28 protein-coding genes are annotated in these 23,285 nt (G+C 43.7%); 27 read left to right on the top strand and 1 reads right to left on the bottom strand.

Features of this window, described 5'->3' with window-relative positions:
* Nucleotides 1-3 precede the first annotated feature (3 nt).
* The 21 genes from rpsC to rplQ all read left to right on the top strand — a co-directional run bounded on the left by rpsC (nucleotide 4) and on the right by rplQ (nucleotide 10,192).
* Nucleotides 4-714, top strand: a complete 711-nt coding sequence (gene rpsC, locus VJY63_RS08540; RefSeq protein WP_324049937.1) for a 30S ribosomal protein S3 — start codon at nucleotides 4-6, stop codon at nucleotides 712-714.
* An 11-nt stretch (nucleotides 715-725) separates the two neighbouring features.
* Nucleotides 726-1,139 carry a 50S ribosomal protein L16 gene (gene rplP / locus VJY63_RS08535; protein WP_324049935.1) on the top strand — a complete coding sequence of 138 codons (414 nt, stop codon included), beginning with the start codon at nucleotides 726-728 and terminating at the stop codon, nucleotides 1,137-1,139.
* Nucleotides 1,139-1,330: a 50S ribosomal protein L29 gene (gene rpmC / locus VJY63_RS08530; RefSeq protein ID WP_324049933.1), complete on the top strand. Its 192-nt coding sequence runs from the start codon at nucleotides 1,139-1,141 to the stop codon at nucleotides 1,328-1,330. The genes rplP and rpmC overlap by 1 nt, the downstream gene beginning before the upstream one ends.
* A 1-nt stretch (nucleotide 1,331) precedes the next feature.
* On the top strand, nucleotides 1,332-1,598 hold the full coding sequence (gene rpsQ / locus VJY63_RS08525; RefSeq protein ID WP_324049931.1) for a 30S ribosomal protein S17: 267 nt from the start codon (nucleotides 1,332-1,334) through the stop codon (nucleotides 1,596-1,598).
* Nucleotides 1,599-1,641: 43 nt separating this feature from the next.
* Entirely contained in the window at nucleotides 1,642-2,010 is a 369-nt protein-coding gene (rplN, locus tag VJY63_RS08520; RefSeq protein ID WP_027849013.1) for a 50S ribosomal protein L14, read from the top strand.
* A 15-nt stretch (nucleotides 2,011-2,025) separates the two neighbouring features.
* On the top strand, nucleotides 2,026-2,343 hold the full coding sequence (rplX, locus tag VJY63_RS08515) for a 50S ribosomal protein L24 (protein WP_324049929.1): 318 nt from the start codon (nucleotides 2,026-2,028) through the stop codon (nucleotides 2,341-2,343).
* 17 nt (nucleotides 2,344-2,360) lie between these two features.
* Entirely contained in the window at nucleotides 2,361-2,900 is a 540-nt protein-coding gene (gene rplE / locus VJY63_RS08510) for a 50S ribosomal protein L5 (RefSeq protein ID WP_324049927.1), read from the top strand.
* Between the two features lie 10 nt (nucleotides 2,901-2,910).
* Nucleotides 2,911-3,216, top strand: coding sequence for a 30S ribosomal protein S14 (rpsN, locus tag VJY63_RS08505; protein ID WP_324049925.1), 306 nt, complete (start codon nucleotides 2,911-2,913; stop codon nucleotides 3,214-3,216).
* Nucleotides 3,217-3,240: 24 nt separating this feature from the next.
* Entirely contained in the window at nucleotides 3,241-3,633 is a 393-nt protein-coding gene (rpsH, locus tag VJY63_RS08500; RefSeq protein WP_324049923.1) for a 30S ribosomal protein S8, read from the top strand.
* 11 nt (nucleotides 3,634-3,644) lie between these two features.
* A complete protein-coding gene (gene rplF / locus VJY63_RS08495) occupies nucleotides 3,645-4,181 on the top strand; it encodes a 50S ribosomal protein L6 (RefSeq protein ID WP_324049921.1) in 537 nt (178 codons plus the stop codon).
* Between the two features lie 9 nt (nucleotides 4,182-4,190).
* On the top strand, nucleotides 4,191-4,541 hold the full coding sequence (gene rplR, locus VJY63_RS08490; RefSeq protein ID WP_324049920.1) for a 50S ribosomal protein L18: 351 nt from the start codon (nucleotides 4,191-4,193) through the stop codon (nucleotides 4,539-4,541).
* Nucleotides 4,542-4,552: 11 nt separating this feature from the next.
* Nucleotides 4,553-5,053 (top strand): 30S ribosomal protein S5, encoded by a 501-nt coding sequence (rpsE, locus tag VJY63_RS08485; RefSeq protein ID WP_324049918.1) that lies wholly within the window; start codon nucleotides 4,553-4,555, stop codon nucleotides 5,051-5,053.
* Between the two features lie 4 nt (nucleotides 5,054-5,057).
* Nucleotides 5,058-5,237 (top strand): 50S ribosomal protein L30, encoded by a 180-nt coding sequence (gene rpmD / locus VJY63_RS08480; protein WP_324049916.1) that lies wholly within the window; start codon nucleotides 5,058-5,060, stop codon nucleotides 5,235-5,237.
* Between the two features lie 3 nt (nucleotides 5,238-5,240).
* Nucleotides 5,241-5,675 (top strand): 50S ribosomal protein L15, encoded by a 435-nt coding sequence (rplO, locus tag VJY63_RS08475; protein ID WP_324049914.1) that lies wholly within the window; start codon nucleotides 5,241-5,243, stop codon nucleotides 5,673-5,675.
* Nucleotides 5,676-5,690: 15 nt separating this feature from the next.
* Nucleotides 5,691-7,019, top strand: coding sequence for a preprotein translocase subunit SecY (gene secY / locus VJY63_RS08470; protein ID WP_324049912.1), 1,329 nt, complete (start codon nucleotides 5,691-5,693; stop codon nucleotides 7,017-7,019).
* A 30-nt stretch (nucleotides 7,020-7,049) separates the two neighbouring features.
* Nucleotides 7,050-7,163, top strand: coding sequence for a 50S ribosomal protein L36 (gene rpmJ, locus VJY63_RS08465; RefSeq protein ID WP_324049910.1), 114 nt, complete (start codon nucleotides 7,050-7,052; stop codon nucleotides 7,161-7,163).
* A gap of 135 nt (nucleotides 7,164-7,298) precedes the next feature.
* On the top strand, nucleotides 7,299-7,655 hold the full coding sequence (gene rpsM / locus VJY63_RS08460; protein ID WP_324049908.1) for a 30S ribosomal protein S13: 357 nt from the start codon (nucleotides 7,299-7,301) through the stop codon (nucleotides 7,653-7,655).
* 61 nt (nucleotides 7,656-7,716) lie between these two features.
* Nucleotides 7,717-8,100 (top strand): 30S ribosomal protein S11, encoded by a 384-nt coding sequence (rpsK, locus tag VJY63_RS08455; protein ID WP_324049906.1) that lies wholly within the window; start codon nucleotides 7,717-7,719, stop codon nucleotides 8,098-8,100.
* A 12-nt stretch (nucleotides 8,101-8,112) separates the two neighbouring features.
* Nucleotides 8,113-8,733 (top strand): 30S ribosomal protein S4, encoded by a 621-nt coding sequence (gene rpsD, locus VJY63_RS08450; protein ID WP_324049904.1) that lies wholly within the window; start codon nucleotides 8,113-8,115, stop codon nucleotides 8,731-8,733.
* 36 nt (nucleotides 8,734-8,769) lie between these two features.
* Nucleotides 8,770-9,771: a DNA-directed RNA polymerase subunit alpha gene (locus VJY63_RS08445; protein WP_324049902.1), complete on the top strand. Its 1,002-nt coding sequence runs from the start codon at nucleotides 8,770-8,772 to the stop codon at nucleotides 9,769-9,771.
* 40 nt (nucleotides 9,772-9,811) lie between these two features.
* Nucleotides 9,812-10,192 carry a 50S ribosomal protein L17 gene (gene rplQ, locus VJY63_RS08440; RefSeq protein WP_324049900.1) on the top strand — a complete coding sequence of 127 codons (381 nt, stop codon included), beginning with the start codon at nucleotides 9,812-9,814 and terminating at the stop codon, nucleotides 10,190-10,192.
* A gap of 67 nt (nucleotides 10,193-10,259) precedes the next feature.
* Here the strand turns inward: rplQ and uvrA are convergent, their stop codons facing one another.
* A complete protein-coding gene (gene uvrA, locus VJY63_RS08435) occupies nucleotides 10,260-13,088 on the bottom strand; it encodes an excinuclease ABC subunit UvrA (protein WP_324050011.1) in 2,829 nt (942 codons plus the stop codon).
* Between the two features lie 153 nt (nucleotides 13,089-13,241).
* Between uvrA and VJY63_RS08430 the strand changes: the two genes are divergently transcribed.
* The 6 genes from VJY63_RS08430 (at nucleotide 13,242) to VJY63_RS08405 (ending at nucleotide 23,248) form a co-directional block, all read left to right on the top strand.
* Nucleotides 13,242-14,609 carry an MFS transporter gene (locus VJY63_RS08430; RefSeq protein WP_324049898.1) on the top strand — a complete coding sequence of 456 codons (1,368 nt, stop codon included), beginning with the start codon at nucleotides 13,242-13,244 and terminating at the stop codon, nucleotides 14,607-14,609.
* 62 nt (nucleotides 14,610-14,671) lie between these two features.
* Nucleotides 14,672-15,376, top strand: coding sequence for a single-stranded DNA-binding protein (gene ssb / locus VJY63_RS08425; RefSeq protein ID WP_324049896.1), 705 nt, complete (start codon nucleotides 14,672-14,674; stop codon nucleotides 15,374-15,376).
* 166 nt (nucleotides 15,377-15,542) lie between these two features.
* Complete coding sequence (locus tag VJY63_RS08420; RefSeq protein WP_324049894.1) at nucleotides 15,543-16,841, top strand: tetratricopeptide repeat protein; 1,299 nt, start codon at nucleotides 15,543-15,545, stop codon at nucleotides 16,839-16,841.
* Nucleotides 16,842-16,844: 3 nt separating this feature from the next.
* Nucleotides 16,845-18,407, top strand: coding sequence for a FecR family protein (locus VJY63_RS08415; RefSeq protein WP_324049892.1), 1,563 nt, complete (start codon nucleotides 16,845-16,847; stop codon nucleotides 18,405-18,407).
* A 43-nt stretch (nucleotides 18,408-18,450) separates the two neighbouring features.
* Nucleotides 18,451-21,567, top strand: coding sequence for a filamentous hemagglutinin N-terminal domain-containing protein (locus VJY63_RS08410; RefSeq protein WP_324049890.1), 3,117 nt, complete (start codon nucleotides 18,451-18,453; stop codon nucleotides 21,565-21,567).
* 1 nt (nucleotide 21,568) lies between these two features.
* On the top strand, nucleotides 21,569-23,248 hold the full coding sequence (locus tag VJY63_RS08405; RefSeq protein ID WP_324049888.1) for a ShlB/FhaC/HecB family hemolysin secretion/activation protein: 1,680 nt from the start codon (nucleotides 21,569-21,571) through the stop codon (nucleotides 23,246-23,248).
* The last annotated feature ends 37 nt before the right edge of the window (nucleotides 23,249-23,285 follow it).

The following is a 23,285-nucleotide window of genomic DNA, read 5'->3' as shown; positions in this document are numbered from 1 at the left end:
CCTATGGGTCAGAAAGTAAATCCAACCGGCATACGCTTGGGAATCGTTAAAGAGCATACATCTACTTGGTATGCTGAAGGTTCCGCTTATGCCGACAAGCTGAATAATGACTTAAAAGTACGTAGCTTCTTAGAAGAACGTCTTAAGCAAGCTGCTGTAAGTCGTATTCAAATTGAGCGTCCAGCAAATAATGCCCGCATCACTATTCATACTGCCCGTCCAGGTATTGTGATTGGTAAGAAAGGTGAAGATGTTGAGCGTTTACGCAAAGACGTTTCCGACATGATGGGTGTGCCTGTGCACATCAATATCGAAGAAGTCCGTAAGCCAGAGCTAGATGCTGCACTTGTTGCTCAAAGTGTTGCAGGTCAGCTAGAGCGCCGTGTTATGTTCCGTCGTGCGATGAAGCGCTCGGTACAAAACGCTATGCGTCTCGGTGGTAAAGGCATCAAGATTCAAGTCGGTGGCCGTCTAGGTGGTGCAGAAATTGCCCGCTCTGAATGGTATCGCGAAGGTCGTGTACCACTGCACACATTACGTGCTGATATCGACTACGCCACTGCTGAAGCACACACTACTTATGGCATCATTGGTGTCAAAGTGTGGATCTTCAAAGGTGAGATCCTGGGCGGGATCGAAGAGGTGCGTGCAAACGCTGCTAAGCTAGCTCAGCAGCCACAGCAGCAGTCACCCAAGAAAAAAGGTTCCAAGTAAGGGGATAGTCGATGTTACAGCCTAAGCGTACAAAATTCCGCAAGATGCATAAGGGTCGTAACCGCGGCCTGGCTTTACGCGGAAACAAGGTCAGCTTTGGTGAATTCGGTCTTAAAGCTACAGATCGTGGCCGTTTAACAGCCCGTCAAATTGAAGCGGCGCGTCGTACTATGACACGTCACATCAAGCGTGGTGGTAAGATTTGGATCCGAGTTTTTCCAGACAAGCCGATCACTGGTAAGCCGTTGGAAGTTCGTATGGGTAAGGGTAAGGGTAACGTAGAATATTGGGTTGCCCTAATCCAACCTGGCAAGGTTCTATATGAAGTTGAAGGTGTAACTGAAGAGTTAGCACGTCAAGCCTTTGCACTTGCAGCAGCTAAGCTTCCTATCCCGACAACTTTTGTTAAACGGACGGTGATGTAATGAATGCTCAAGAACTACGCGGCAAAACAGCTGAAGAGCTAAACGAACAATTACATAATTTGTTACGTGAGCAATTCCAGCTAGGCATGCGCAAAGTGACCGGCCAACTTGGCCAATCGCATTTGCTCAAGCAATTGCGCCGTGATATTGCACGTGTTAAAACCGTGCTGAACGATAAGGCGGGTAACTAAAATGGCCGAAGTCGAAAAGAAAGCTAAGACTGTCACCGGTAAGGTGGTTAGCGACAAAATGGAAAAATCCATTATCGTCATGATTGAGCGTAGTATTGCTCATCCTCTGTATGGTAAATATGTTCGCCGCTCCACTAAGCTACATGCACATGACGAGAACAATAGTGCTCGCATGGGTGACACCGTGACCATCCAGGAAACACGTCCGATTTCTAAGACTAAATCCTGGAAACTGGTTGAGATTGTTGAGCAGGCTAACAGTATCTGAGGTGACTCAGATGCTCTCAACTGTTCAAGTTTGGAGATAGATTATGATTCAGACACAATCAATGCTGGATGTTGCCGATAATAGCGGAGCTAAACGTGTTATGTGCATCAAAGTGCTAGGCGGTTCACACCGTCGTTATGCACGTGTTGGTGACATCATCAAGGTCACCGTTAAAGATGCCATCCCGCGTGGTAAGGTGAAAAAGGGCCAGGTCCTTAAAGCCGTTGTAGTACGTACTCGGGCTGCAGTTCGTCGTCCCGACGGATCAGCTATTCGTTTTGATGGCAATGCTGCCGTTATTCTGGATGGTAAGGATGCCCCTATGGGTACCCGTATTTTTGGTCCGGTAACACGTGAGCTGCGCGGTGATAAGTTCATGAAGATCATTTCCTTGGCACCAGAAGTGCTGTAAGGAGCGAGGCCGGTTATGCGCAAGATTAAACGTGACGATGAAGTGATCGTCATTGCAGGCAAAGACAAGGGTAAGCGTGGTACTGTTAAGCGCGTTTTAAATGACGATCGCTTTGTGGTGTCTGGTGTGAATATTATCAAGCGTCACACCCGCCCAAACCCCTACGCCAATCAGCCTGGTGGTATTATTGAGCGCGAAGCGCCCATTCATGCTTCCAACGTTGCTATTTTCAACAAAGAAACTAGCAAAGCTGATAGAGTAGGGTTCAAGGTCCTGGACGATGGTTCCAAGGTACGTATTTTCAAGTCGACTCAAACAGAGATCGACGCCTAATCAAGTCAGGTATCAGTATGGCTAGATTGAAAGAGCTTTACATAAATGAAGTAGCAGCCAAACTGAAAGAAGAGCTTGGCTTAAAGAATGTGATGGAAGTACCACGCATTACCAAAATCACCCTAAATATGGGTGTTGGTGAAGCACTTAGCGATAAAAAGCTAATGGATAATGCTGTCGCAGATTTAGAAAAATTGAGTGGGCAGAAAGTTATTGTAACCAAGGCTCGTAAATCCATCGCAGGCTTTAAAGTTCGCGAAGGCTGGCCAATTGGTTGTAAAGTAACACTACGTGCAGAGCGTATGTGGGACTTCCTCGACCGCCTAGTAGATGTTGCGATTCCTCGTATTCGTGACTTCCGTGGCCTAAACCCCAAGTCTTTTGACGGTCGTGGTAACTACAGCATGGGTGTGCGTGAGCAAATCATTTTCCCTGAAATCAACTACGATAAAGTTGATAAAGTGAGAGGTTTAGACATCACTATCACCACTACTGCCCGTAACAATGACGAAGGCCGTGCACTTTTAACTGCACTTGGCTTTCCGTTCAAGAAGTAAGGGGATTTAGATGGCGAAGGTTTCCATGATTCAGCGTGAGCTGAAGCGCGCCAAATTGGTAGAAAAGTATGCTGCAAAGCGTGCTGAGCTGAAAGCAATTATTGTTAACCCTGAGACTTCGGAAGAAGCTCAGTGGGAAGCACTTCAGCAACTCCAAAAGCTGCCACGCGACTCTAGTCAATCACGTCAGCGTAATCGCTGCCGCGAAACTGGTCGTCCGCATGGTTTCTATAACAAGTTCGGTCTGGGCCGCACCGCACTGCGTAGAGCAGCTATGCGTGGCGATGTTCCCGGTCTGCGCAAGTCCAGCTGGTAAGCTGGATCCAGGAGTGCAAAGCGAATGAGTATGCAAGACACCCTGGCGGATATGGTTACCCGTATTCGCAATGCACAGATGGCAACTAAAGAGACGGTTACCATGCCGTCTTCTAAGATGAAAATCGAAGTTGCTCGTGTGCTAAAAGAAGAGGGATACGTCGTGGACTATCAGGTCCAGGGTGATGTTAAGCCTGAACTGACTGTAACCTTGAAGTATTTTGAAGGCAAAGCGGTCATCGAAAAGATCCAACGTGTTAGCAAGCCAAGTCTGCGTAGCTACAAAGGTAAGAATAATTTACCTAGAGTGAATGCAGGTTTAGGTGTGGCGATTGTTTCCACCTCTAAAGGTGTGATGACAGATCGCGCAGCTCGTGCGGCAGGTGTCGGTGGCGAAGTCATCTGCACCGTGTTCTAAGGGAGACTACAATGTCCCGCATAGCAAAGAAATTGATTGAATTGCCTGCTACAGTTGAGCTAACACTTAACGATGGCAAAGTTACTGTTAAAGGTAGCAATGGCACACTAGAACTCGACCTAAATAACTTGGTTGAAGTAAAAGTGGAAGAGAAAACTGTGACGGTTGCTCCTAGCAACCCAAACAACAAGGCTGCCTGGGCGCTTGCCGGTACCACCCGTTCACTCATCAATAATATGGTGATTGGAGTATCTGAAGGTTTTACTAAAAACCTAGAGATCATTGGTGTTGGTTACCGTGCACAAGTTAAAGGGCAAACAATTAATCTTACCTTGGGCTTCTCCCATCCGGTGGATTACACCTTACCTGAAGGTATTAGTGCCGAAACTCCCAGCAACACTCTTATTATTCTTAAGGGTGCTGACAAGCAGCTGCTTGGTCATTGTGCTGCAGAGATCCGTAACTACCGCCGTCCAGAGCCTTATAAAGGCAAGGGTATCCGCTATAGCGATGAATTAGTTCGTCGTAAAGAAGCCAAGAAGAAGTAAGGCAGGGTTATGAACGCGAAGAAAGAATCTCGTTTACGTCGTGCCCGCCGTGCCCGCGCCAAAATTCGCGAGCTAGGTGCAGTGCGCTTGTGTGTTAATCGCACACCGCGTCACATCTACGCACAGATTATCTCCGCTGATGGAGGCCACGTTTTAGCGAGCGCCTCTACTCTAGACGGAAGTCTGCGTACCGGTACGACTGGTAATATCGAAGCAGCCACCAAGGTTGGCAAGTTAATCGCTGAACGCGCTAAAGCAGCTGGCATCACTGCCATTGCTTTCGACCGTGGCGGTTTTAAGTATCATGGTCGCGTAAAAGCCCTAGCTGATGCGGCTCGTGAAGGCGGCCTGGAATTCTAAAGGGTGTAACAATGGCGAATAACGAAAAAACTGCCGGTGACCTACTAGAGCGTTTAGTTCAGGTTAACCGTGTCGCCAAAGTGGTCAAGGGTGGTCGCATTTTTGCGTTCACCGCTCTGACTGTCGTTGGTGACGGCAATGGCCGCGTTGGTTTTGGTCGTGGCAAGGCGCGTGAAGTGCCAGTTGCGATTCAAAAAGCAATGGAACAGGCACGTCGCAATATGGTAACCGTCAAACTTGATGGTTCCACATTGCAGCATCCTGTCCGTGCTGCACATGGAGCTTCTAAAGTCTTCATGCAGCCCGCTTCTGAAGGTACGGGTGTTATCGCCGGTGGTGCGATGCGCTCAGTACTAGAGCTAGCAGGTGTGCACAACGTTTTGGCTAAGATCTACGGTTCTACTAATCCAGTAAACGTAGTTCGTGCCACGATTAAGGGTCTGGTTGCCATGCAAGCACCAGAAGACATTGCTGCCAAGCGCGGCAAGACCATAGAAGACATTCTGGGGTAACACCATGGCGAAATTAAAAGTCACTTTGGTACGCAGCCCCATTGGCACTTTGCCAAAGCATAAGCTGTGTGTTAAGGGTCTAGGTCTACGCCGCATCGGCCATCAGGTTGAAGTGGAAGACACGCCCGCAGTACGTGGCATGATCAATAAGGTCACCTACCTGCTGCAGGTTGAAGGAGCTTAAATCATGCATTTAAACGATCTAAGCCCGGCACCAGGCTCTAAGCCTGCGGGCAAGCGCGTTGGTCGCGGTATTGGTAGCGGCCTCGGTAAAACCGGTGGTCGCGGCCATAAAGGTCAGAAATCCCGCTCTGGCGGTTCAGTAAAGCCAGGTTTTGAGGGTGGTCAAATGCCACTTCAACGCCGTCTACCTAAGTTTGGTTTCACTTCGTTAAAAGCACCTCTAACTCAAGAAGTGCGTTTACATGAAATCGCTATGGTTGAAGGTGACTTGGTTACACTGCAAACTTTAAAAGCTGCAGATGTGATTAAAGATTCCACACTGTACGTTAAAGTGATTCTGTCCGGTGAAATCGACCGTGCTGTTACCTTGCAGGGCGTAAAAGCTACTAAGGGTGCGCGTGCGGCTATTGAAGCGGCTGGCGGTAAAGTCGAAGACTAACTAGTCGAGGACGAAATGGCAAAACCAGGAACCCTACCAGGTAATCAAGGTGGACTAAGCGAGCTCTGGGTGCGTCTCAGGTTCGTAGTCTTGGCGATACTTGTCTATCGTCTAGGCGCTCATGTCCCTGTACCTGGTATTAATCCTGACCAGCTTGCTGCCATCTTCGAGCAAAACAAAGGCACCATTCTAGACATGTTTAATATGTTCTCGGGTGGTGCACTTGAAAATATGAGCATCTTGGCACTGGGTATTATGCCCTATATCTCTGCCTCGATAATCATGCAGCTGCTTTCAGCAGTAATGCCTAAGTTAGAGGCGCTGAAAAAAGAAGGTGAGGCCGGTCGCCGTAAAATTAATCAATATACTCGCTACGGCACAGTTGTATTGGCTATATTCCAAGCGATAGGTATGTCAGTAGGTTTGGCTGGGCAAAGTGGCGTCGTCTATATGGCGAACTTCGGGTTTTATTTTGTTGCGGTAACAACACTGGTTTGTGGTGCTGTCTTCCTTATGTGGTTAGGTGAACAGATTACAGAGCGAGGTATCGGTAATGGTATTTCACTATTAATCTTCTCTGGTATTGTAGCAGGCTTGCCTGGTGCTATCGGTAGTTCACTTGAAATCGCCCGTAGTGAAGGTTCTTGGAATCTAATCCCTCTTTTGGTGATTGGTATTCTGGGTGTAGCAACGATTGCCTTCGTTGTGTTTATTGAGCGTGGCCAACGTCGTATAACGGTCAACTACGCTAAACGCCAAGTTGGTAATCAAGTTTTTGCTGCACAAACCAACCATTTACCGCTAAAAGTGAATATGGCTGGTGTAATTCCACCTATTTTTGCTTCAAGTATCCTGTTGTTCCCTGCGTCTCTAGGACAATGGTTCGGAAGTGCTGAAGGTTTTGGGGTGTTACAAGATTTGTCGCAGTTATTAGCGCCAGGTGCTCCACTCTATATCTTGCTTTTTGCACTCAGTGTTGTATTCTTCTGCTTCTTTTATACAGCACTCATGTTTAACCCCAAAGAAATTGCTGATAACCTGAAAAAATCAGGTGCTCTTTTACCTGGGATTCGTCCTGGTGATCAAACAGCAAAATACATTGATGGGGTGGTAACACGTCTAACCTTGTTCGGTGCACTGTATATTACGGCTGTTTCTCTGATGCCTCAGTTTCTGCAAGTGGCTTGGAACATTCCTTTCTATGTTGGCGGCACATCACTTTTGATAGTCGTTGTTGTAGTAATGGATTTCATGGCACAATTACAGTCACATATGATGTCACATCAGTACCAGAATCAGTCTTTGCTTAAAAAAACTAACCTTAAAAGCTATGGACGTCGCTAAGGCAGACAGCTTGCAAGGTAGGAGTAGAAGATGAAAGTTCGTGCATCTGTAAAAAAGATCTGTCGTAACTGTAAGATCATTCGTCGTCGCGGTTCTGTTCGTGTTATTTGTACTGAACCACGTCACAAACAGCGCCAGGGTTAATCCCTGGACAGGATCATAAAAGGTCTTGTTAAGCAACCCCTTGATATTTTTCTTGTCAAGGGGTATGCTTTTTCGCCCTTTATGGACATAAAAACTGGAGTCGATAATTATCGGCTTGGAATCGGAGTAATTTGAATGGCACGTATTGCTGGTGTCAACATTCCGGACAATAAACATACGGTGATTTCTCTTACTTATATCTTTGGTATTGGTAAAACCCGTTCGCAGGCTATCTGTAAAAAGTCCGGAATTGAACCAACTCGTAAAATTGGTGATTTGTCAGTTGAAGAACTCGACAATCTTCGTGGTGAAGTCGCTGCTTACACTGTAGAAGGTGATTTGCGCCGTGAAGTAACCATGAGTATTAAGCGTCTGATGGACTTAGGCTGTAACCGTGGTATTCGCCACCGTCGCAATCTTCCTGTTCGTGGTCAGCGCACCAAAACTAATGCGCGTACCCGTAAAGGCCCGCGTAAACCAATTCGTAAATAAGCCAATGTGCGTGTAGTTTTTTAATACGCGCTCATTCGTGAATATTCAGGAAAAAAGTACTATGGCTAACCCGCGTACTCGTAAAAAAGTTAAAAAGTCGGTGGTGGATGGGATTGCCCATATCCACGCCTCTTTTAACAACACCATCATTACGATAACTGACCGCCAGGGCAATACCCTATCTTGGGCTACTGCTGGTGGTTCGGGTTTTCGTGGTTCTCGTAAGAGCACCCCGTTCGCAGCACAGGTTGCTAGCGAACGTGCCGCTACAGTGGCAGCCGAGTATGGTCTGAAGAACGTCGACGTAATGGTCAAGGGCCCAGGTCCTGGTCGTGAATCTGCCGTTCGTGCCCTGAACGCCGCTGGTTTCAAGGTCACCAATATTACCGATGTGACCCCGATTCCACACAACGGTTGTCGTCCACCGAAGAAACGCCGCGTATAAGGAGGCAGACTCATGGCTCGTTACCTAGGTCCAAAATGTAAACTCTCTCGTCGTGAGGGAACAGACCTTCTACTCAAAAGTGGTGTAACCGCTTATGAAAAGAAGTGTAAATCTGAAGCAGTACCTGGCCAACATGGTCAGCGTCGCGGTCGTCTATCAGACTACGGTCTACAGCTCCGTGAAAAACAAAAAGTACGTCGTATGTATGGCGTGCTAGAAAAGCAATTTCGTAATTACTACAAGTCAGCCGATCGTCTTAAAGGTGCAACGGGTGTAAACCTTCTGCAACTTCTAGAAGCGCGTTTAGACAACGTAGTTTATCGTATGGGCTTTGGTTCTACGCGTGCAGAAGCACGTCAATTAGTAAGCCACAAGTCACTTACAGTTAATGGTAAGACAGTTAATATTCCTTCTTACCAAGTTCAGCCCGGTGATGTCATTTCCGTGCGTGAGAAGGCAAAACAGCAGTTACGCATTAAAAGTGCATTGCAATTGTCTGGTCAGCGTTCTGACGTTTCTTGGGTTGAAGTTGACTCCACTAAGTTAGAAGGTACATTCAAGTCTAAGCCTGAACGTACGGATCTTTCTGGTGAAATTAACGAAAACCTTATCGTCGAGCTTTACTCCAAGTAATTGGGGTAACCGTCAGGCAGCTAAACAGGTGTTTCTATGCAGCGTTCAGTGACAGAGTTTCTTCGCCCTCGTGACATAAAAGTCGAGACCATTAGTCCGACTCGTGCAAAAATCATTCTCGAACCTTTTGAGCGTGGTTTCGGACATACCCTTGGGAATGCTCTGCGTCGTATTCTTCTTTCTTCGATGCCCGGTTGCGCGATTGTCGAGGCCGATATAGAAGGGGTTGAGCACGAATACAGTGCTATTGAAGGTGTTCAAGAGGATGTTATCGAGATTCTTTTGAATTTAAAGCAAGTTGCGGTGAAAATGTTTAGCCGTGATGAAGCTATTCTGACGCTGAGCAAAAAAGGCCCGGGTGTTGTTACTGCTGGTGACATTAAAGGTGATCACGATATAGAGATCATCAACCCAGAGCTAGTTATTGCCAATTTAAACGAAGGCGCATCATTAAACATGACCCTTCGTGTACAATCTGGCCGTGGCTATGTTGCGGCTGATGCTCGTCAGACTGATGAAGACGAAACCCGTCCGATTGGTCGTCTAGCGTTAGATGCTACTTTTAGTCCAGTTACTCGGGTTGCTTATACTGTTGAATCTGCTCGTGTAGAGCAGCGCACAGACTTAGACAAACTGGTACTAGAATTGGAAACTGACGGCACTTTGGATCCTGAAGAATCGATCCGTCGTGCTGCCACTATTCTCCAAGAGCAACTAGCTGCCTTTGTTGACCTAGAAGCAGACAAACAACAAGAGCCGGAAGAAGAGGAAGATCAAATTGATCCTGTCCTACTCCGCCCGGTGGATGATCTTGAATTGACTGTCCGTTCTGCTAACTGCCTAAAAGCCGAGAATATTTACTACATCGGTGATCTTATTCAGCGTACAGAAGTAGAGCTGTTGAAGACTCCGAATTTGGGTAAAAAGTCCCTGACTGAAATCAAGGATGTTCTTGCAGCCCGTGGTTTATCCTTGGGTATGCGGTTAGAGAACTGGCCACCCGCTAGTTTGAAGAACGACGACAAGGCAACTGCCTAAGCGTCAATTCAAGTCCAAAGGTTTGAAAGGATAAACGACAATGCGTCATCGTAAAAGTGGTCGTCAGCTAAATCGTAATAGTTCCCACCGTAAAGCCATGTTTAAAAACATGAGCATTTCGCTGGTAGAACATGAAGTAATTAAAACTACCCTGCCAAAAGCTAAAGAATTGCGTCGCGTTATCGAGCCGCTAATTACCTTAGCCAAGGTAGATAGCGTTGCTAACCGTCGTCTTGCTTTTGCTCGTACCGGTTCTGATGCTGCGGTAGGTAAGCTTTTCACAGACTTAGGTAAGCGTTTTGCTACTCGTCCTGGTGGTTATGTTCGCATTTTAAAATGTGGCATGCGTGCTGGTGACAATGCACCTATGGCTTATGTAGAGCTAGTTGATCGCCCTGTGGCCGACGAAGCAGCTGAATAATTAGCACGCTTGATCAATCAATAAAAAACCGGCCTAAGCCGGTTTTTTATTGTCTTGCAATTAGCGCTTAACCGAGCGTTAAAGTTTTAGCCAAAAAATGCCCAGTGTAAGAAGCAGTACATTTAGCGACTTCTTCTGGCGAACCTTCCGCCACTAGCTGCCCACCGCCTTTACCGCCTTCAGGGCCAATATCAATAATCCAATCGGCTGTTTTAATCACATCTAGGTTATGTTCAATAATGACCAAAGTATTGCCATGATCCCTTAAACGATGCAGCACAATGAGTAACTGTCGAATATCTTCAAAATGTAACCCAGTGGTGGGCTCATCCAGAATGTAGAGTGTTTTGCCTGTGTCTCGCTTAGCTAACTCTTTTGCTAGTTTCACCCGCTGTGCCTCACCGCCTGAAAGTGTAATTGCACTTTGACCTAAGCGAATATAAGACAAACCAACATCCATCAATGTTTGTAAGCGTCTAGCAACAGCTGGAATGGCAGTAAAAAATTCACGTGCTTCTTCAATGGTCATGTTTAAAACTTCGTGAATATTCTTACCTTTGTAACGAATTTCCAAGGTTTCACGATTATAACGTTTACCTTTACACAAATCACAAGGTACATAAATATCCGGCAAAAAGTGCATCTCAACCTTAATCATGCCATCGCCTTGGCAAGCCTCGCAGCGACCACCTTTTACGTTAAAACTAAAGCGTCCTGCTTTATAGCCGCGTGAGCGTGACTCTTGTGTGCCAGCAAATAATTCACGCACTGGTGTAAAAATACCGGTATAGGTTGCAGGGTTAGAGCGAGGGGTTCTTCCGATAGGACTTTGGTCGATATCAATGACTTTATCTAATAAATCTAAGCCTTCAATCTTTGCACAAGGTTCAGCCGTTAAAGTCGTTGCACCATTTAATAAAGTGGCAGCATGAGGGTAGAGTGTGCCATTAATTAAGGTTGATTTACCTGAACCAGAAACACCAGTAACGCAGGTCATTAAACCCAGTGGAATACGAATGGTGGTTTCTTTTAAGTTATTACCGCTGGCTTTGTGGATAACTAATTGTTTGTCAGGGTTATTTAAGTGGCGAGGGAAAGGAATTTCAATTTTACGGCGCCCCGTTAAGTAGTCTGCGGTTATTGAGCCTTTAGTTGCCATTACTTCGGCTGGTGTACCTTGTGCCACAATTTGTCCGCCATGCACACCCGCTCCTGGCCCAATATCAATTAACCAGTCGGCTTGACGAATAGCATCTTCATCGTGCTCTACCACAATAACGGTGTTACCTAAATCGCGCAGGTGAGTTAGGGTTTGTAGCAGTCGCGCGTTATCACGTTGGTGCAGGCCAATCGAAGGCTCATCTAAAATATACATCACGCCAACTAAGCCAGCGCCAATTTGGCTCGCTAAGCGAATGCGTTGCGCTTCACCACCAGAAAGCGTTTCAGCACTGCGATCTAGTGATAAATAATCTAGCCCCACATTTACTAAAAAGGTTAGGCGTTCAACAATTTCTTGCAGTATGCGTACAGCAATTTCACCTCGGCGGCCTTCAAGCTTTAATTCAGAAAAATAATCACGGGCTTCACCTAACGACATTTTTACTATTTCAGGTAATGCTGTTTGACCTACAAATACATTGCGTGATGCTTCTTTAAGACGGCTGCCTTTACAGGTTGGGCAAGCTTGAGTGGTTAATAAATTGGATAAATCTTCACGCAAACTATTGGAGTCGGTTTCATGGTAACGGCGCTCAAGATTAGGGATAACGCCTTCAAATGGGTGTGCTTTTAGCACTTTCTTACCACGATCGTTCATGTAGCTAAAATCAATTGCTTCAGTACCACTCCCATGCAGCACTATTTGCTGCACTTTTTTGGGCAATTGTTGCCAAGGTGTTTCTAGTTCAAACTTATAATGATGAGCGATATTATTTAACATTCCAAAATAATAAACACTGCGCCTATCCCAGCCTTTAATAACGCCTTCTGCTAAAGACAGTTCGGGTGCGACGACTAATTTATGTTCATCAAAAAACTGTTTTACGCCCAAACCATCGCACGTTGGACAGGCACCAGCAGGGTTATTAAAAGAGAAAATACGCGGCTCTAATTCAGCCACGGCATAACCACAATGTGGACACGCAAAGCTGGCAGAAAATAACATTTCTGGCTGGCTGCCATCCATAAAGCTAACCAAAGCCAAGCCCTCAGAAAGATTTAATGCTGTTTCAAATGATTCAGCCAAACGTAATTGTTGATCTGGCTTAACTTTTAAACGGTCAACCACTACTTCAATGGTGTGTTTGCGTTTTTTATCTAAAGTAGGTGTTTCATCTAGCTCAACGACCGCGCCATCAATACGGGCACGAATAAAACCTTGAGCGCGTAAATCGGCCAGTAAGTTTAGATGTTCGCCTTTGCGGTCTTGTATTACCGGCGCTAAAATTAAAATACGCGATTCTTCAGGCAGCTTTAAAACTTCATCGACCATTTCAGATACGGTTTTAGCTTCTAAAGGCACTTGGTGCTCTGGGCAACGTGGAATACCAGTACGTGCATAAAGTAGGCGCAGGTAGTCGTATATTTCGGTAATCGTACCCACCGTAGAGCGTGGATTATGGGAAGTGGACTTTTGCTCAATGGAAATAGCGGGTGAAAGGCCCTCAATGTGATCAATGTCAGGCTTTTCCATCATGGATAAAAACTGCCGTGCATAAGCAGACAGTGATTCGACATAACGGCGCTGCCCTTCAGCATAAAGCGTATCAAAAGCTAGCGATGATTTACCAGATCCAGAAAGCCCAGTAATAACAACCAATTGGTCACGTGGAATTTCAATAGAAATATTTTTTAGATTATGAGTTCGCGCCCCGCGTAAACGGATTTTATCCAAGGCCACTTATTTTCTCCTAGTTAATCGCAACCGCTTATTATAGATTTTATCGAACGCCTGTGCCTGCCTTTGTGGTTACAAAACCGTCAACAGGGTACAATTCCAGCTTTAAAGTGGCTGCTGCTTAGCAAGTCTTAACAGGTTAAGGGTAATATGCGACAGGATTCACTATCGAAAGTTGAAGTAAGGGCAATTACTGGGCTAGCTGGCTTATATGGCTTGCGTATGTTGGGGCTATTCATGGTTTTGCCAGTGATGCCTTTGTTGCTTTTACACTATGAAGGTGCCGAGCCTTTTGTGATTGGTTTAGCCATTGGTGTCTATGGTTTTACCCAAGCATTGCTGCAGCTGCCTTATGGTTGGTTGTCAGATAAATTTGGGCGCAAACCTCTTATTTACACTGGTTTATTAATCTTCGCTTTGGGCAGTATGGTTGCTGCTATGGCCGATTCTTTGTTGTGGCTAATTGTTGGGCGAGCTTTGCAAGGAGCAGGCGCCATTGCCAGTGTGTTAATGGCGCTGTTGGCTGATTTAACCCGTGATGAAAAACGTACCCAAGCGATGGCCAGTGTGGGCATTAGTATTGGTTTGGCTTTTATTGTAGCGATGGCTGCTGGGCCTTTACTGGCTGGCTGGGTTGGGCTTTCGGGCTTATTTTGGCTAACAGCAGTGTTTAGTATTTTTGGTATGTTTATCGTGTGGCGTTGGGTGCCTTCGCCGCAAAGGGTTAGAAAGCATTTAGATGCCGGCGGCGTTGATACTAAACAGCTAGGTAAAGTGTTGCTTAATCCACAACTGCTGCGCCTAGATTTTAGTATTTTAGTGTTGCATCTACTGCTAACGGGTGTATTTATTGCTGTACCTGGTTTGTTATTAGATGCCGGTTGGACACTGACTCAACATGGTTTTATTTACTTAGCAACGATGCTGCTTGGTTTTGGTTTAATGATCCCGCTCATTATAATTGGCGAAAAAGGCCGTAAAATGAAAGCCATGTTATTACTAGCGGTCAGTTTAATTGCTATGGCATTAATCTTGATTCCGACTAACCTTGGTAATTGGGCGCTGCTACCGGGGTTACTGTTATTTTTTACCGGTTTTAACTTGTTAGAAGCCAGCTTGCCTTCGTTAATCAGTAAACAGTCACCCGTACAAGCTAAAGGTACTGCGATGGGTATTTACTCTACCTCACAATTTATAGGGGCGTTCTTAGGCGGTATTTTAGGCGGTACTATTCTGACCTATTGGGGGCCACAAGAATTACTTTGGAGTGCAGCGGGTTTATGCTTGGTCTGGTTGGTTGTCTTACTCGGCTTTAAGCAGCCACGGCATTTATCAAGCCGTATTTTTACCTTGCCTGCGTTAGTCGGTGAAGAATTAGAAAACTTTAAACAGCAACTGGCTAATACTGTGGGTGTGGTTGAAGTGGTATTTTTGGAAGAAGAAGCGACTGGCTACCTAAAATTAGACAGGCAGCAGTTAGATGAGCAAGCACTGAATAGTCTGTTGTTAAACGATTGAAGCAACACATTGAAATTAAAAACTAAAATTTATTTTTATAAGTATTTAAAGAGGAATAAGCTATGTCACGCGGCGTAAATAAAGTCATTTTATTAGGTAATTTAGGGCAAGACCCAGAAATTCGTTACACCCAAAACCAAAAGCAAGTAGCGAATTTAAGCATTGCAACTAGTGAAAGTTGGACAGATCGTCAAACGGGTCAAAAGCAAGAAAAAACTGAATGGCATAAAGTGGTGTTTTTTGATCGTTTAGCAGAAATCGCTGGTCAATACTTAAAAAAAGGCAGCAAGGTTTACATTGAAGGCAAACTGCAAACCCGCAAATGGCAAAATCAGCAGGGTGTCGATCAATACACCACTGAAATTGTGGGTAATGAAATGCAAATGCTTGATAGTCGTGGTGATGGCGGCGGCAATGGCGGTGGTAATCAAAATTACGGCAATGCAGGTTATCAGCAACAGGGTGGGTATGCGCCGCAGCAGCAGCAACCGCAGCATCAACAACAAGGTTACGTTGCACCTACACCTCAGTATCAACAACAGCCAGCACAACAAAACGCTGCATCGCAACAACAAGCCTATGCTACACCTGTACAGCAAGCAGCACCTCAGCAACAGCCTACTTATGCACAAGCAGCACCTACACAACAAGCAGCACCTCAGCAACAGTCTACTTATGCACAAGCAGCACCTGCACAACAAGCAGCACCTCAGCAACAGCCTACTGGCAGTGCTTTTAATGATTTTGATGATGAAATCCCATTTTGAATGATATAAATAAATCTATATTATGTTATTTAATGGGTTTATTTGTAAAAATTAAATAAAAACAACATAATCAAAAACCCTTTCTAGTTATTAATAAGTCAGATGTTAGAAGGGTTTTTTGTTAAAATATGCTGCTGCACTTAACTTCTTTCTAGCGAGTAGTTTTATGTTTGCAAAAATTAAGCATTTTAGTTTAATCTTAGCTTTGTTTTTAATAAGCTCTAACTTACAAGCCACAGTAAAAGATATTGAGCGCTTAAATAGTACATTGCGCTTTCAAGAAGCTTATCAGTTAGGTCAGCTTCTGTTGGTGAAGGAAGCAGGAAACCCAGCATTTGATATGGCTTTTGGTGTAGCCGCTTTAAGGTTAGGTGAATACGACCAAGCTTTATTCGCTTTTGAGCGAGTGCTTATCTACAACAATAAAATACAAGTAGCAAGGTTTGAGTTAGCACGGACTTATTTTTTACTGGATGATTTAGTGATGGCGCGTCACCATTTTAACCAGTTATTAGACGTTGATCCATCGCCACCATCAGCAGCGATAGAGCGTATTCAATGGTATATAGCTGCTATTAATGCTAAAGAGTTAGGACAATCGGTTGCTAATACCAAGGGGGTAACACGCTTACATTTAGGAATGCGTTTAGGTTTTGACAGTAACCCAAGTAATATGACACACAAAGATTTATTCTCTGGTTTTACTGTTAATGATGATGTTGATTCAGATACCTACCATGAGCTCTATGCTGATGTTGTGCGTTATCAGCAACAAACTGAAAGCTGGGCTTGGTTTGTGGGTGCTAATGCTAATTTAAGGGGGTATCACGATAGAAAAAGTGATATGAGTAGCTACAGTTTAGGTTTGCAAGCAGGTGGTTTATTGTTGGATAAAAATTGGCGTTTATCTTTACCTATACAAATTAATAAGCAAGTGCGCGAAGATAAAAATGAAGTAACGGTTTTAGCAATGGCGGCAGAATTTAATCAACGATTGAGTTCTAATCTTGATTATACATTTTTTGGTCAGGCTGCTTTGGTTGATTATAAGCTTGGCTCTAATCAAGACACTAAAAGCTTTACGGCAGGTGTTATTTATTCTTATCGATTGATTGATAAGCTAAAAATTTATGCAGGTCCTATTTTTGGTTTAGAAAACGCTCGTAGTGATGTGTATAGCCGTAATCTTTATGGTGTGCGTACTGGTGCTGGCTATACTATTAATGATAAGCAGCGCTTCGACTTTAACTTTAATTATATGAATAGTGAGCATAAAATTGCAGATACTATCTTTAAGAAAGTTCGCAGCGATGACCAGTTCAGTATGGGAATTAAATTTAGCCAGCGCTATTTGGATGATTGGTTATTTGATTTAGGCTTACAGCAATCGACCCATGACTCAACACTTAACCTTTACAGCTATAACCGCACCCAATTAAGTGCGGGGATTAGGAAGGAGTGGTAGGCAATGTTTAAGCAACTTAATAATCCTGCTTTATCAAGTTACTACCCAGTATTTTTAGCAATATTTTTGCTACTTATATTATTTGCAACGCCTGTTTTAGCTCAGCAAATAGAAGTTGGGCGAATGTTAATGGCGACCGTAGGGGTTACTGCGGAACAGCCGGATGCTAGTCCACGCGCTATGATGCGACGCTCAGCAATTTATGTGGGTGACACAATAAAAACACCCGAAGGTGGTAGGGCACAAATGCGTATGGCTGATGGTGAAATGCTGTCGCTGACGGCTGAAAGTGAGTTAACCATAGAAGCTTTTGAATACCAGCCTGATTCACCTGACGCTAAAAAGAGTAATGTAAAGCGCTTAGTAACAGGTGGTTTAAGAACCATTACCGGCGCAGTAAAAGGTGATGATTATGAAATGAAGAGCCGTGCGGGAACGATCGGTATTCGTGGAACAGCTTTTGAAGTTTATACTCAGCAAGGTCAAAATTTATTTATCAAGGTGCAAAGTGGTAATGTTTTTGTTTTAAATAAACAAGGTAGTATAGATATCGGTGTTAATCGAAGATTTAGAGCTGCACGCATTGGTAATATTGATTTACCACCTGAAGCCATTCCTGGTAGTGAATTACCTAAATTTTTTCAAGACTCTTTTTCTGAAGACGCAGATCTTTCCTTGGCTGGTAATAATAATCAAGAAAATCAGCCACCAATGCCTACAAATTTAGGTTTTCAACCACCTGCGATGCCTTCATCACTTTTTCCGGTAACGCGTAATATTGGAATGCCAAATTTAGAGCGATTAGATAACACACTACCCGTTGATCCAGCGCCTGTTGATCCAGCGCCTGTTGATCCAGCGCCTGTTGACCCAGCGCCTTTTGAGCCGCTGCCACCCATTGAGCCGCCACCACCCGTTATTACTTATTCTGGTTTTGTTGTTGGTGGTGCTTTTAATGCAAGCAAGTCACAGGCATTAGGTGGCTATTTTGAAAAGGCGACAGTTGGTGAAGGTACTGCTTCTAGCGTTAGCAATAGCCAAGTAGTCTTTGATTTTAAGCAGATAAATAATTTTAATTTTAATTCTAGCGAGAATTGGAGAAAATACGTATTAGGTTATGCTGATATTGTGACTGGCTTTCGGGCTTGTACCGATTGCGTTAATGCTGAAGTAAATGAACAAGCTTTTTATCAGTATGTTTTTGCTACTAATACGCTTAGCTTAGATCAATTACCTTCTAGTGGTGCGTTCAATTACACTTTAAATAATGCGTTGCTTGGTGCGAATGATTTTTTAACTGGCGGCAACTTGTCGGTCAATTTTTCTCAAGAAACTATTGATGCCACTTTAAAAAGTGGCAGTTTAAAGTGGCAAGGTAATGGTAGCCTTGAAGCTTTTTATAATAGCTCTATTCGCTTAGAAGCCATTCATACTGGTGTGCTTAGTGATATAACAGGTCGGTTTATCGGTAAAAATGCTGAAGGTGCAATCACAACTTATAAGCTAATTAAAGATAGCGACGGTGTTGACTATGAAATTGGTACAACTATTTTTGAACAACCCTAAGTTTTCCTAAAAAAAGCAATTCACTGAACAAAGAGGTGATACCTTGAACAGCAATAGGTCAATTAACCATTTTTATCGAGTAGTAGGGAATATTGCCGCTGGTGTTTTTGTGTTGCTTCCTTTGTCAGCCATTGCGTCGGGCCTACCTACTGCTGGGCAAGTGGTCGCTGGTAGCGGCTCTATGAGTGAGTCAGGCAACACGCTAACTGTGACACAAACCAGTGCAACAATGGTAGCCGACTGGCAAAGCTTTTCTATTGGCCAAGGCAATACGGTTAATTTTATACAACCTTCGATTTCTGCTGTTGCACTAAACCGTGTGATGGGTGCAGACGTTTCAGTTATTCAGGGCGCTTTAAATGCTAATGGTCAAGTGTTTTTAGTGAACCCTAATGGTGTGCTTTTTACGCCAACCGCTCAAGTGAACGTGGGTGCTTTAGTTGCTTCAAGCCTAGAATTAAGCACAGCAGACTTTTTGGCAGGCAATTATCGTTTTAGTGGGAACAGTGCTGCTGGTGTTATTAACCAAGGTGCTATTACAACCACAGCGGGTGGTACGGTGGCGTTAATTGCAGCGCGTATTGAAAACACTGGCAGTATTACCGCACCAGAAGGCAATGTGTTGATGGGCGCAGGTAAAAAAGTTTACCTAGATTTAGGTGGCCCAGTAAAAATTGAAGTAGAAGAAGGCGCATTAAACACTTTAATAGAACAAGGTGGTGGTATTTATGCTGATGGTGGTTTAGTTTATTTAACCGCCAAAGCTGCAGGTAACTTGGCTTCTAGCGTTATTAACCACACCGGCTTAACCCAGGCACGTGGCATTACCACTAACCAACAGGGCGAAATTTACTTAATGGGCGATATGGTACAAGGCAGCGTACAAGTTGCCGGAACACTAGATGCTGCAGCCTATGCAGGCAAAGCAGGTTTTATAGAAACCAGTGCGTATAAAGTTAAAGTGGTTGATGACGTTAATATAAAAGCAAGTCAATGGTTAATAGATCCTTACGACTTTATTATTGCTGATACCAGTGGTGATATTAGTGGTATGGCACTGTCTACTGCATTAAATAGCACTGACGTTACAATTAAAACAACTGATTCAGGTGTTAATTGCATTGATGCTGGTGTAACTTGCGGTAGCGGTAATCCCAGTGGTAATGGCGATATCCTTGTTAATGATGCTATTACTTGGAGTGCAGCTACAAAACTTACCCTATCTGCTTACCGTAATATTGAAATCAATGCCAACATTACTGCACAGCACGCCGCTGGTCAGTTACAGTTAGAATATGGTCAAGGTTCATCAGAACCTGCTTCAGACCCTGCTAATTATAGTTTTAATGGTGGAACAATAAATCTACGAGCGGGTAATAATTTTTTTACCCAATCAAGCAGTGATAGCCCAATTTCTTGGTGGGTTATTACTGAACTCGGTAATACGACAGATAAAGATAATTCAAGTAATTATACCTTACAAGGATTAGCGCATAGCAGTAATCTTTCTGGTGATTATGTGTTGGGCGCTGATATTGATGCTGTTGATACAAATACTTGGAATAGTTCTGAAGGTTTTACACCGATTGGTAATGATTCAAGTCAATTTAGAGGACGGTTTGACGGCCTTGGGCACACTATCAGTAATTTAACCATTAATCGCCCTACCGAAGATCATGTGGGGCTATTTGGTTTTACTGAAGCAGCTAGAATTAATAATTTAGGTTTAGTTAATGTTAATATTCAAGGAAGAAATAATGTGGGTGGGCTAGTCGGCTGGTTACAGGCTAATGAATATAATTTTTCTAGTATTAACAATAGCTATGTTACAGGCAGTGTAACAGCTGCTGCTAATCATGTCGGTGGTTTGGTTGGTCTAATTAAAGGGAATGCTGGCACAGCAGAAGTGAGAAGTAGCTATTCTGAAGCAAATGTAGAAGGCATAGATTATATAGGTGGATTGGTTGGTAAGTTAGAAGCTAAAAACTATGGAACTGCCCGTATTGGCAATAGCTATGCAGCAGGTGATGTCAAGGGTGTTAATAGTATTGGTGGTTTAGTTGGCTTGCTAGAAAATGGTAGTACTTACTCTATTGATATTTTTAATAGTTATGCTATTGGTAATCTTACAGGTAGTAATAAAGGTGGTTTAGTTGGTCATTTAAGTAATACTGTCGGTATAGTTAGTATTGAAAATAGCTTTTGGGATACCAGTGCTACGGGTGTTAGTAATGACATTGGTTTATTAGAAGATACGGGTTCTATTAATATTGTTGTTGATGGGATAACTACTGATGAAATGCAGAATGTCGAAACTTTTATTTCGACCTGGGATATCATTCTAGATGAAGGTTATGCAGGTAGCTACCTTTATCCACGCCTTACAATGAATGGTGGTTTGCCTATATGGGTTATTAAAGGTAATTCAAATACTATAGTTTTAAACTATACGCCTCAGTCTTTTACTGGTTTGTATAATGGTGAGGATTATTTGTTAGAAAGTGTTTGGAATGCTGAAGCTATTTTTGGTGCTTCTTATAGTGGTTGGGAACTAGGTAAAGATTATATTTTTAAATATAATGGTCTGCCCATAGATAGGTTTTTTGCTGCTGACAGTTATACTAATATTAGTGTTGAGGTTTTGAGAAGTGGGTTTTCTGCTAGTGGGTCACCTAGTACTTTTATTATCAACCCACGTCCTATTACGATTACTGTTGATAGTTTAACTAAAAGTGTTGGTTATGCTGATCCAATGTTTACTTATAAAATAACTCAAGGAAGTTTAGTTTCTGGTGATAGTTTAGGCGATGAAATTATAAATCCTGATTATTATATTCCTAGCAGCAGCGGTACAACTGATAAGCTAACTAGTCAAGGTGGCTCAATCAGCATTACTGACCGTAATTCAGTTAATAGCTACAGTAATTTAGATTTAACGCGTATTGAAGGCGAAGCTGTAGGTGACTATGCCATTAGTGCAGATGGATTTACTAATAATAATTATTCAGTTACTGTAAATGATGGCACTTTAAAAATTAAACCACGTCCAGTTGTTGTAAATAATTATTCACAATCCAGTCCTTTAGCTTATGGATTAAAAAGTTTTGATTATTTAAATATGAATATTGAGCAAGGTGGTATTAATCTAGGCGGTAAATAAAATGCCCCTGTTGAAAGTTAAGCCATTAAAAAAATCAGTGGTTATAAAAACTTTGGCGGCTTGTTTTTTTACTTTAACCAGTATGCTGGTTGGCGCTCAGTCACCACCAGATGCTGGGCAGTTATTGCAGCAAAATCGCCCAGCTCCTAGCTTGCCTAAGCTAGATCCTACGCTAGAATTCAGACCGCCAGCTACTGCGGAAAGTTTGCCAGGTGGTGCAAAAGTAACCTTAAAAGAGGTGCAGTTTACAGCTAATACAGCCTTCAACAGCCAGCAGCTTAGTGCGGTATTAGGTGAAGTTGCTGGGCGTTCTTATGATTTTTCAGGCTTACAAGCGTTGGCTCAAAAAGTATCAGACTACTATCGAGCTAACGGTTACCCTTTTGCCCGCGCCTTTATTCCTGAGCAAAGGTTTGTTGCTGGGGTGTTGCAACTGGTTGTGGTTGAAGGGCGTTATGGTGAAATAAGCACCACGGGTGATGCCCGTTTTACACCTAGGGCTTTGAAGTTTTTAGCTAAGCTTTCTAGCGGTGATGTGATTGAGTTTTCGCGTTTAGAACGTACTTTATTAGTACTAAATGACCAGCCAGGCATTCAAACATCTTCGGTGACGCGTCCTGGCCAAGCTTTTGGTACGGGTGATTTAATGGTTGATATTTCACCCGCACCTACTTTTAAAGGTGAGCTAGGTTTAGATAATCATAATAACCGTTATACCGGTGAATACCGCGCCCGTACTCAGTTGCAATGGGATAGCCCTTTTATGCTGGGCGACCAAATTATTTTACGCGCCAACCTAAGTGATGAAGCACAATACCTTGGTGATTTAAGTTATAACTTGCCATTGGGTACTTCAGGCTTGCGCGGGCAAGTGGGTTATTCTTCTAGTTATTATCAGCTGGCTAAACAGTTTGCTAGCTTAGATGCAACGGGCAAGGCTGCAACAGCCAGTACAGGGTTTTCTTACCCCATTATTCGTTCACAGCAGCGTAATTTCACCCTTCTGGTTAATTATCAATATAAAAAATTAGATGATAAACAAGGTGCTGCTAAGGCTAAAAATACTAAAACCAGCCAATTGATGCCCGTTACGCTGCAATTTAACCACCGCGACAGCTTAGGGGGTGGTGGCGTTACTTACGGTAATCTAGTCTACACTTTAGGCAAATTAAGCCTTGATGCCTCTTTAAAAGCGGCTGATGCCGCCAGTGCAAAAACACAGGGTAGGTTTAATAAACTAAACCTAGACATTGCGCGTGTGCAAGCTGTGCCAATCAATAACTTAACCTTGTTTTTGCGTATTGCAACGCAATTCACCGCAAATAACTTAAATTCTTCTGAAGACTTTGGCTTGGGCGGTGTAAATGGCATACGCGCCTATCCTTCAGGTGAAGGCTATGGTGACGAAGGCTGGTTTATGCAGCTTGAAGCCCGTTATCAGCTAGGAAAAGTGATCAGTTATACTTTTTATGACGTGGGCGAAATTAAAGTGAATCATACCACTTGGGCAGCAGATAATAACCAACGCGCACTGGCTGGTTATGGTTTGGGGGTGCGCTATAACGACCAACGCTGGAGCTTAGATGCGAGTATCGCTTTGCGTAGTAAAGGTGGTGAGTCTCAATCTGACATTAAAGACCGTAAGCCTCGATTATGGGCAACTGCTGCTTGGCGTTTTTGAAGCGTTTAGAAATGCTTGATAATTAGGTGAGAAGCGT

Origin of the sequence: Marinospirillum sp. (assembly GCF_035271045.1) — a bacterium.
Classification (GTDB): Bacteria; Pseudomonadota; Gammaproteobacteria; order Pseudomonadales; family Halomonadaceae; genus Marinospirillum.
Note: the sequence above shows the minus strand (reverse complement) of the source record. Positions and strands in the feature narration are given on the sequence as shown.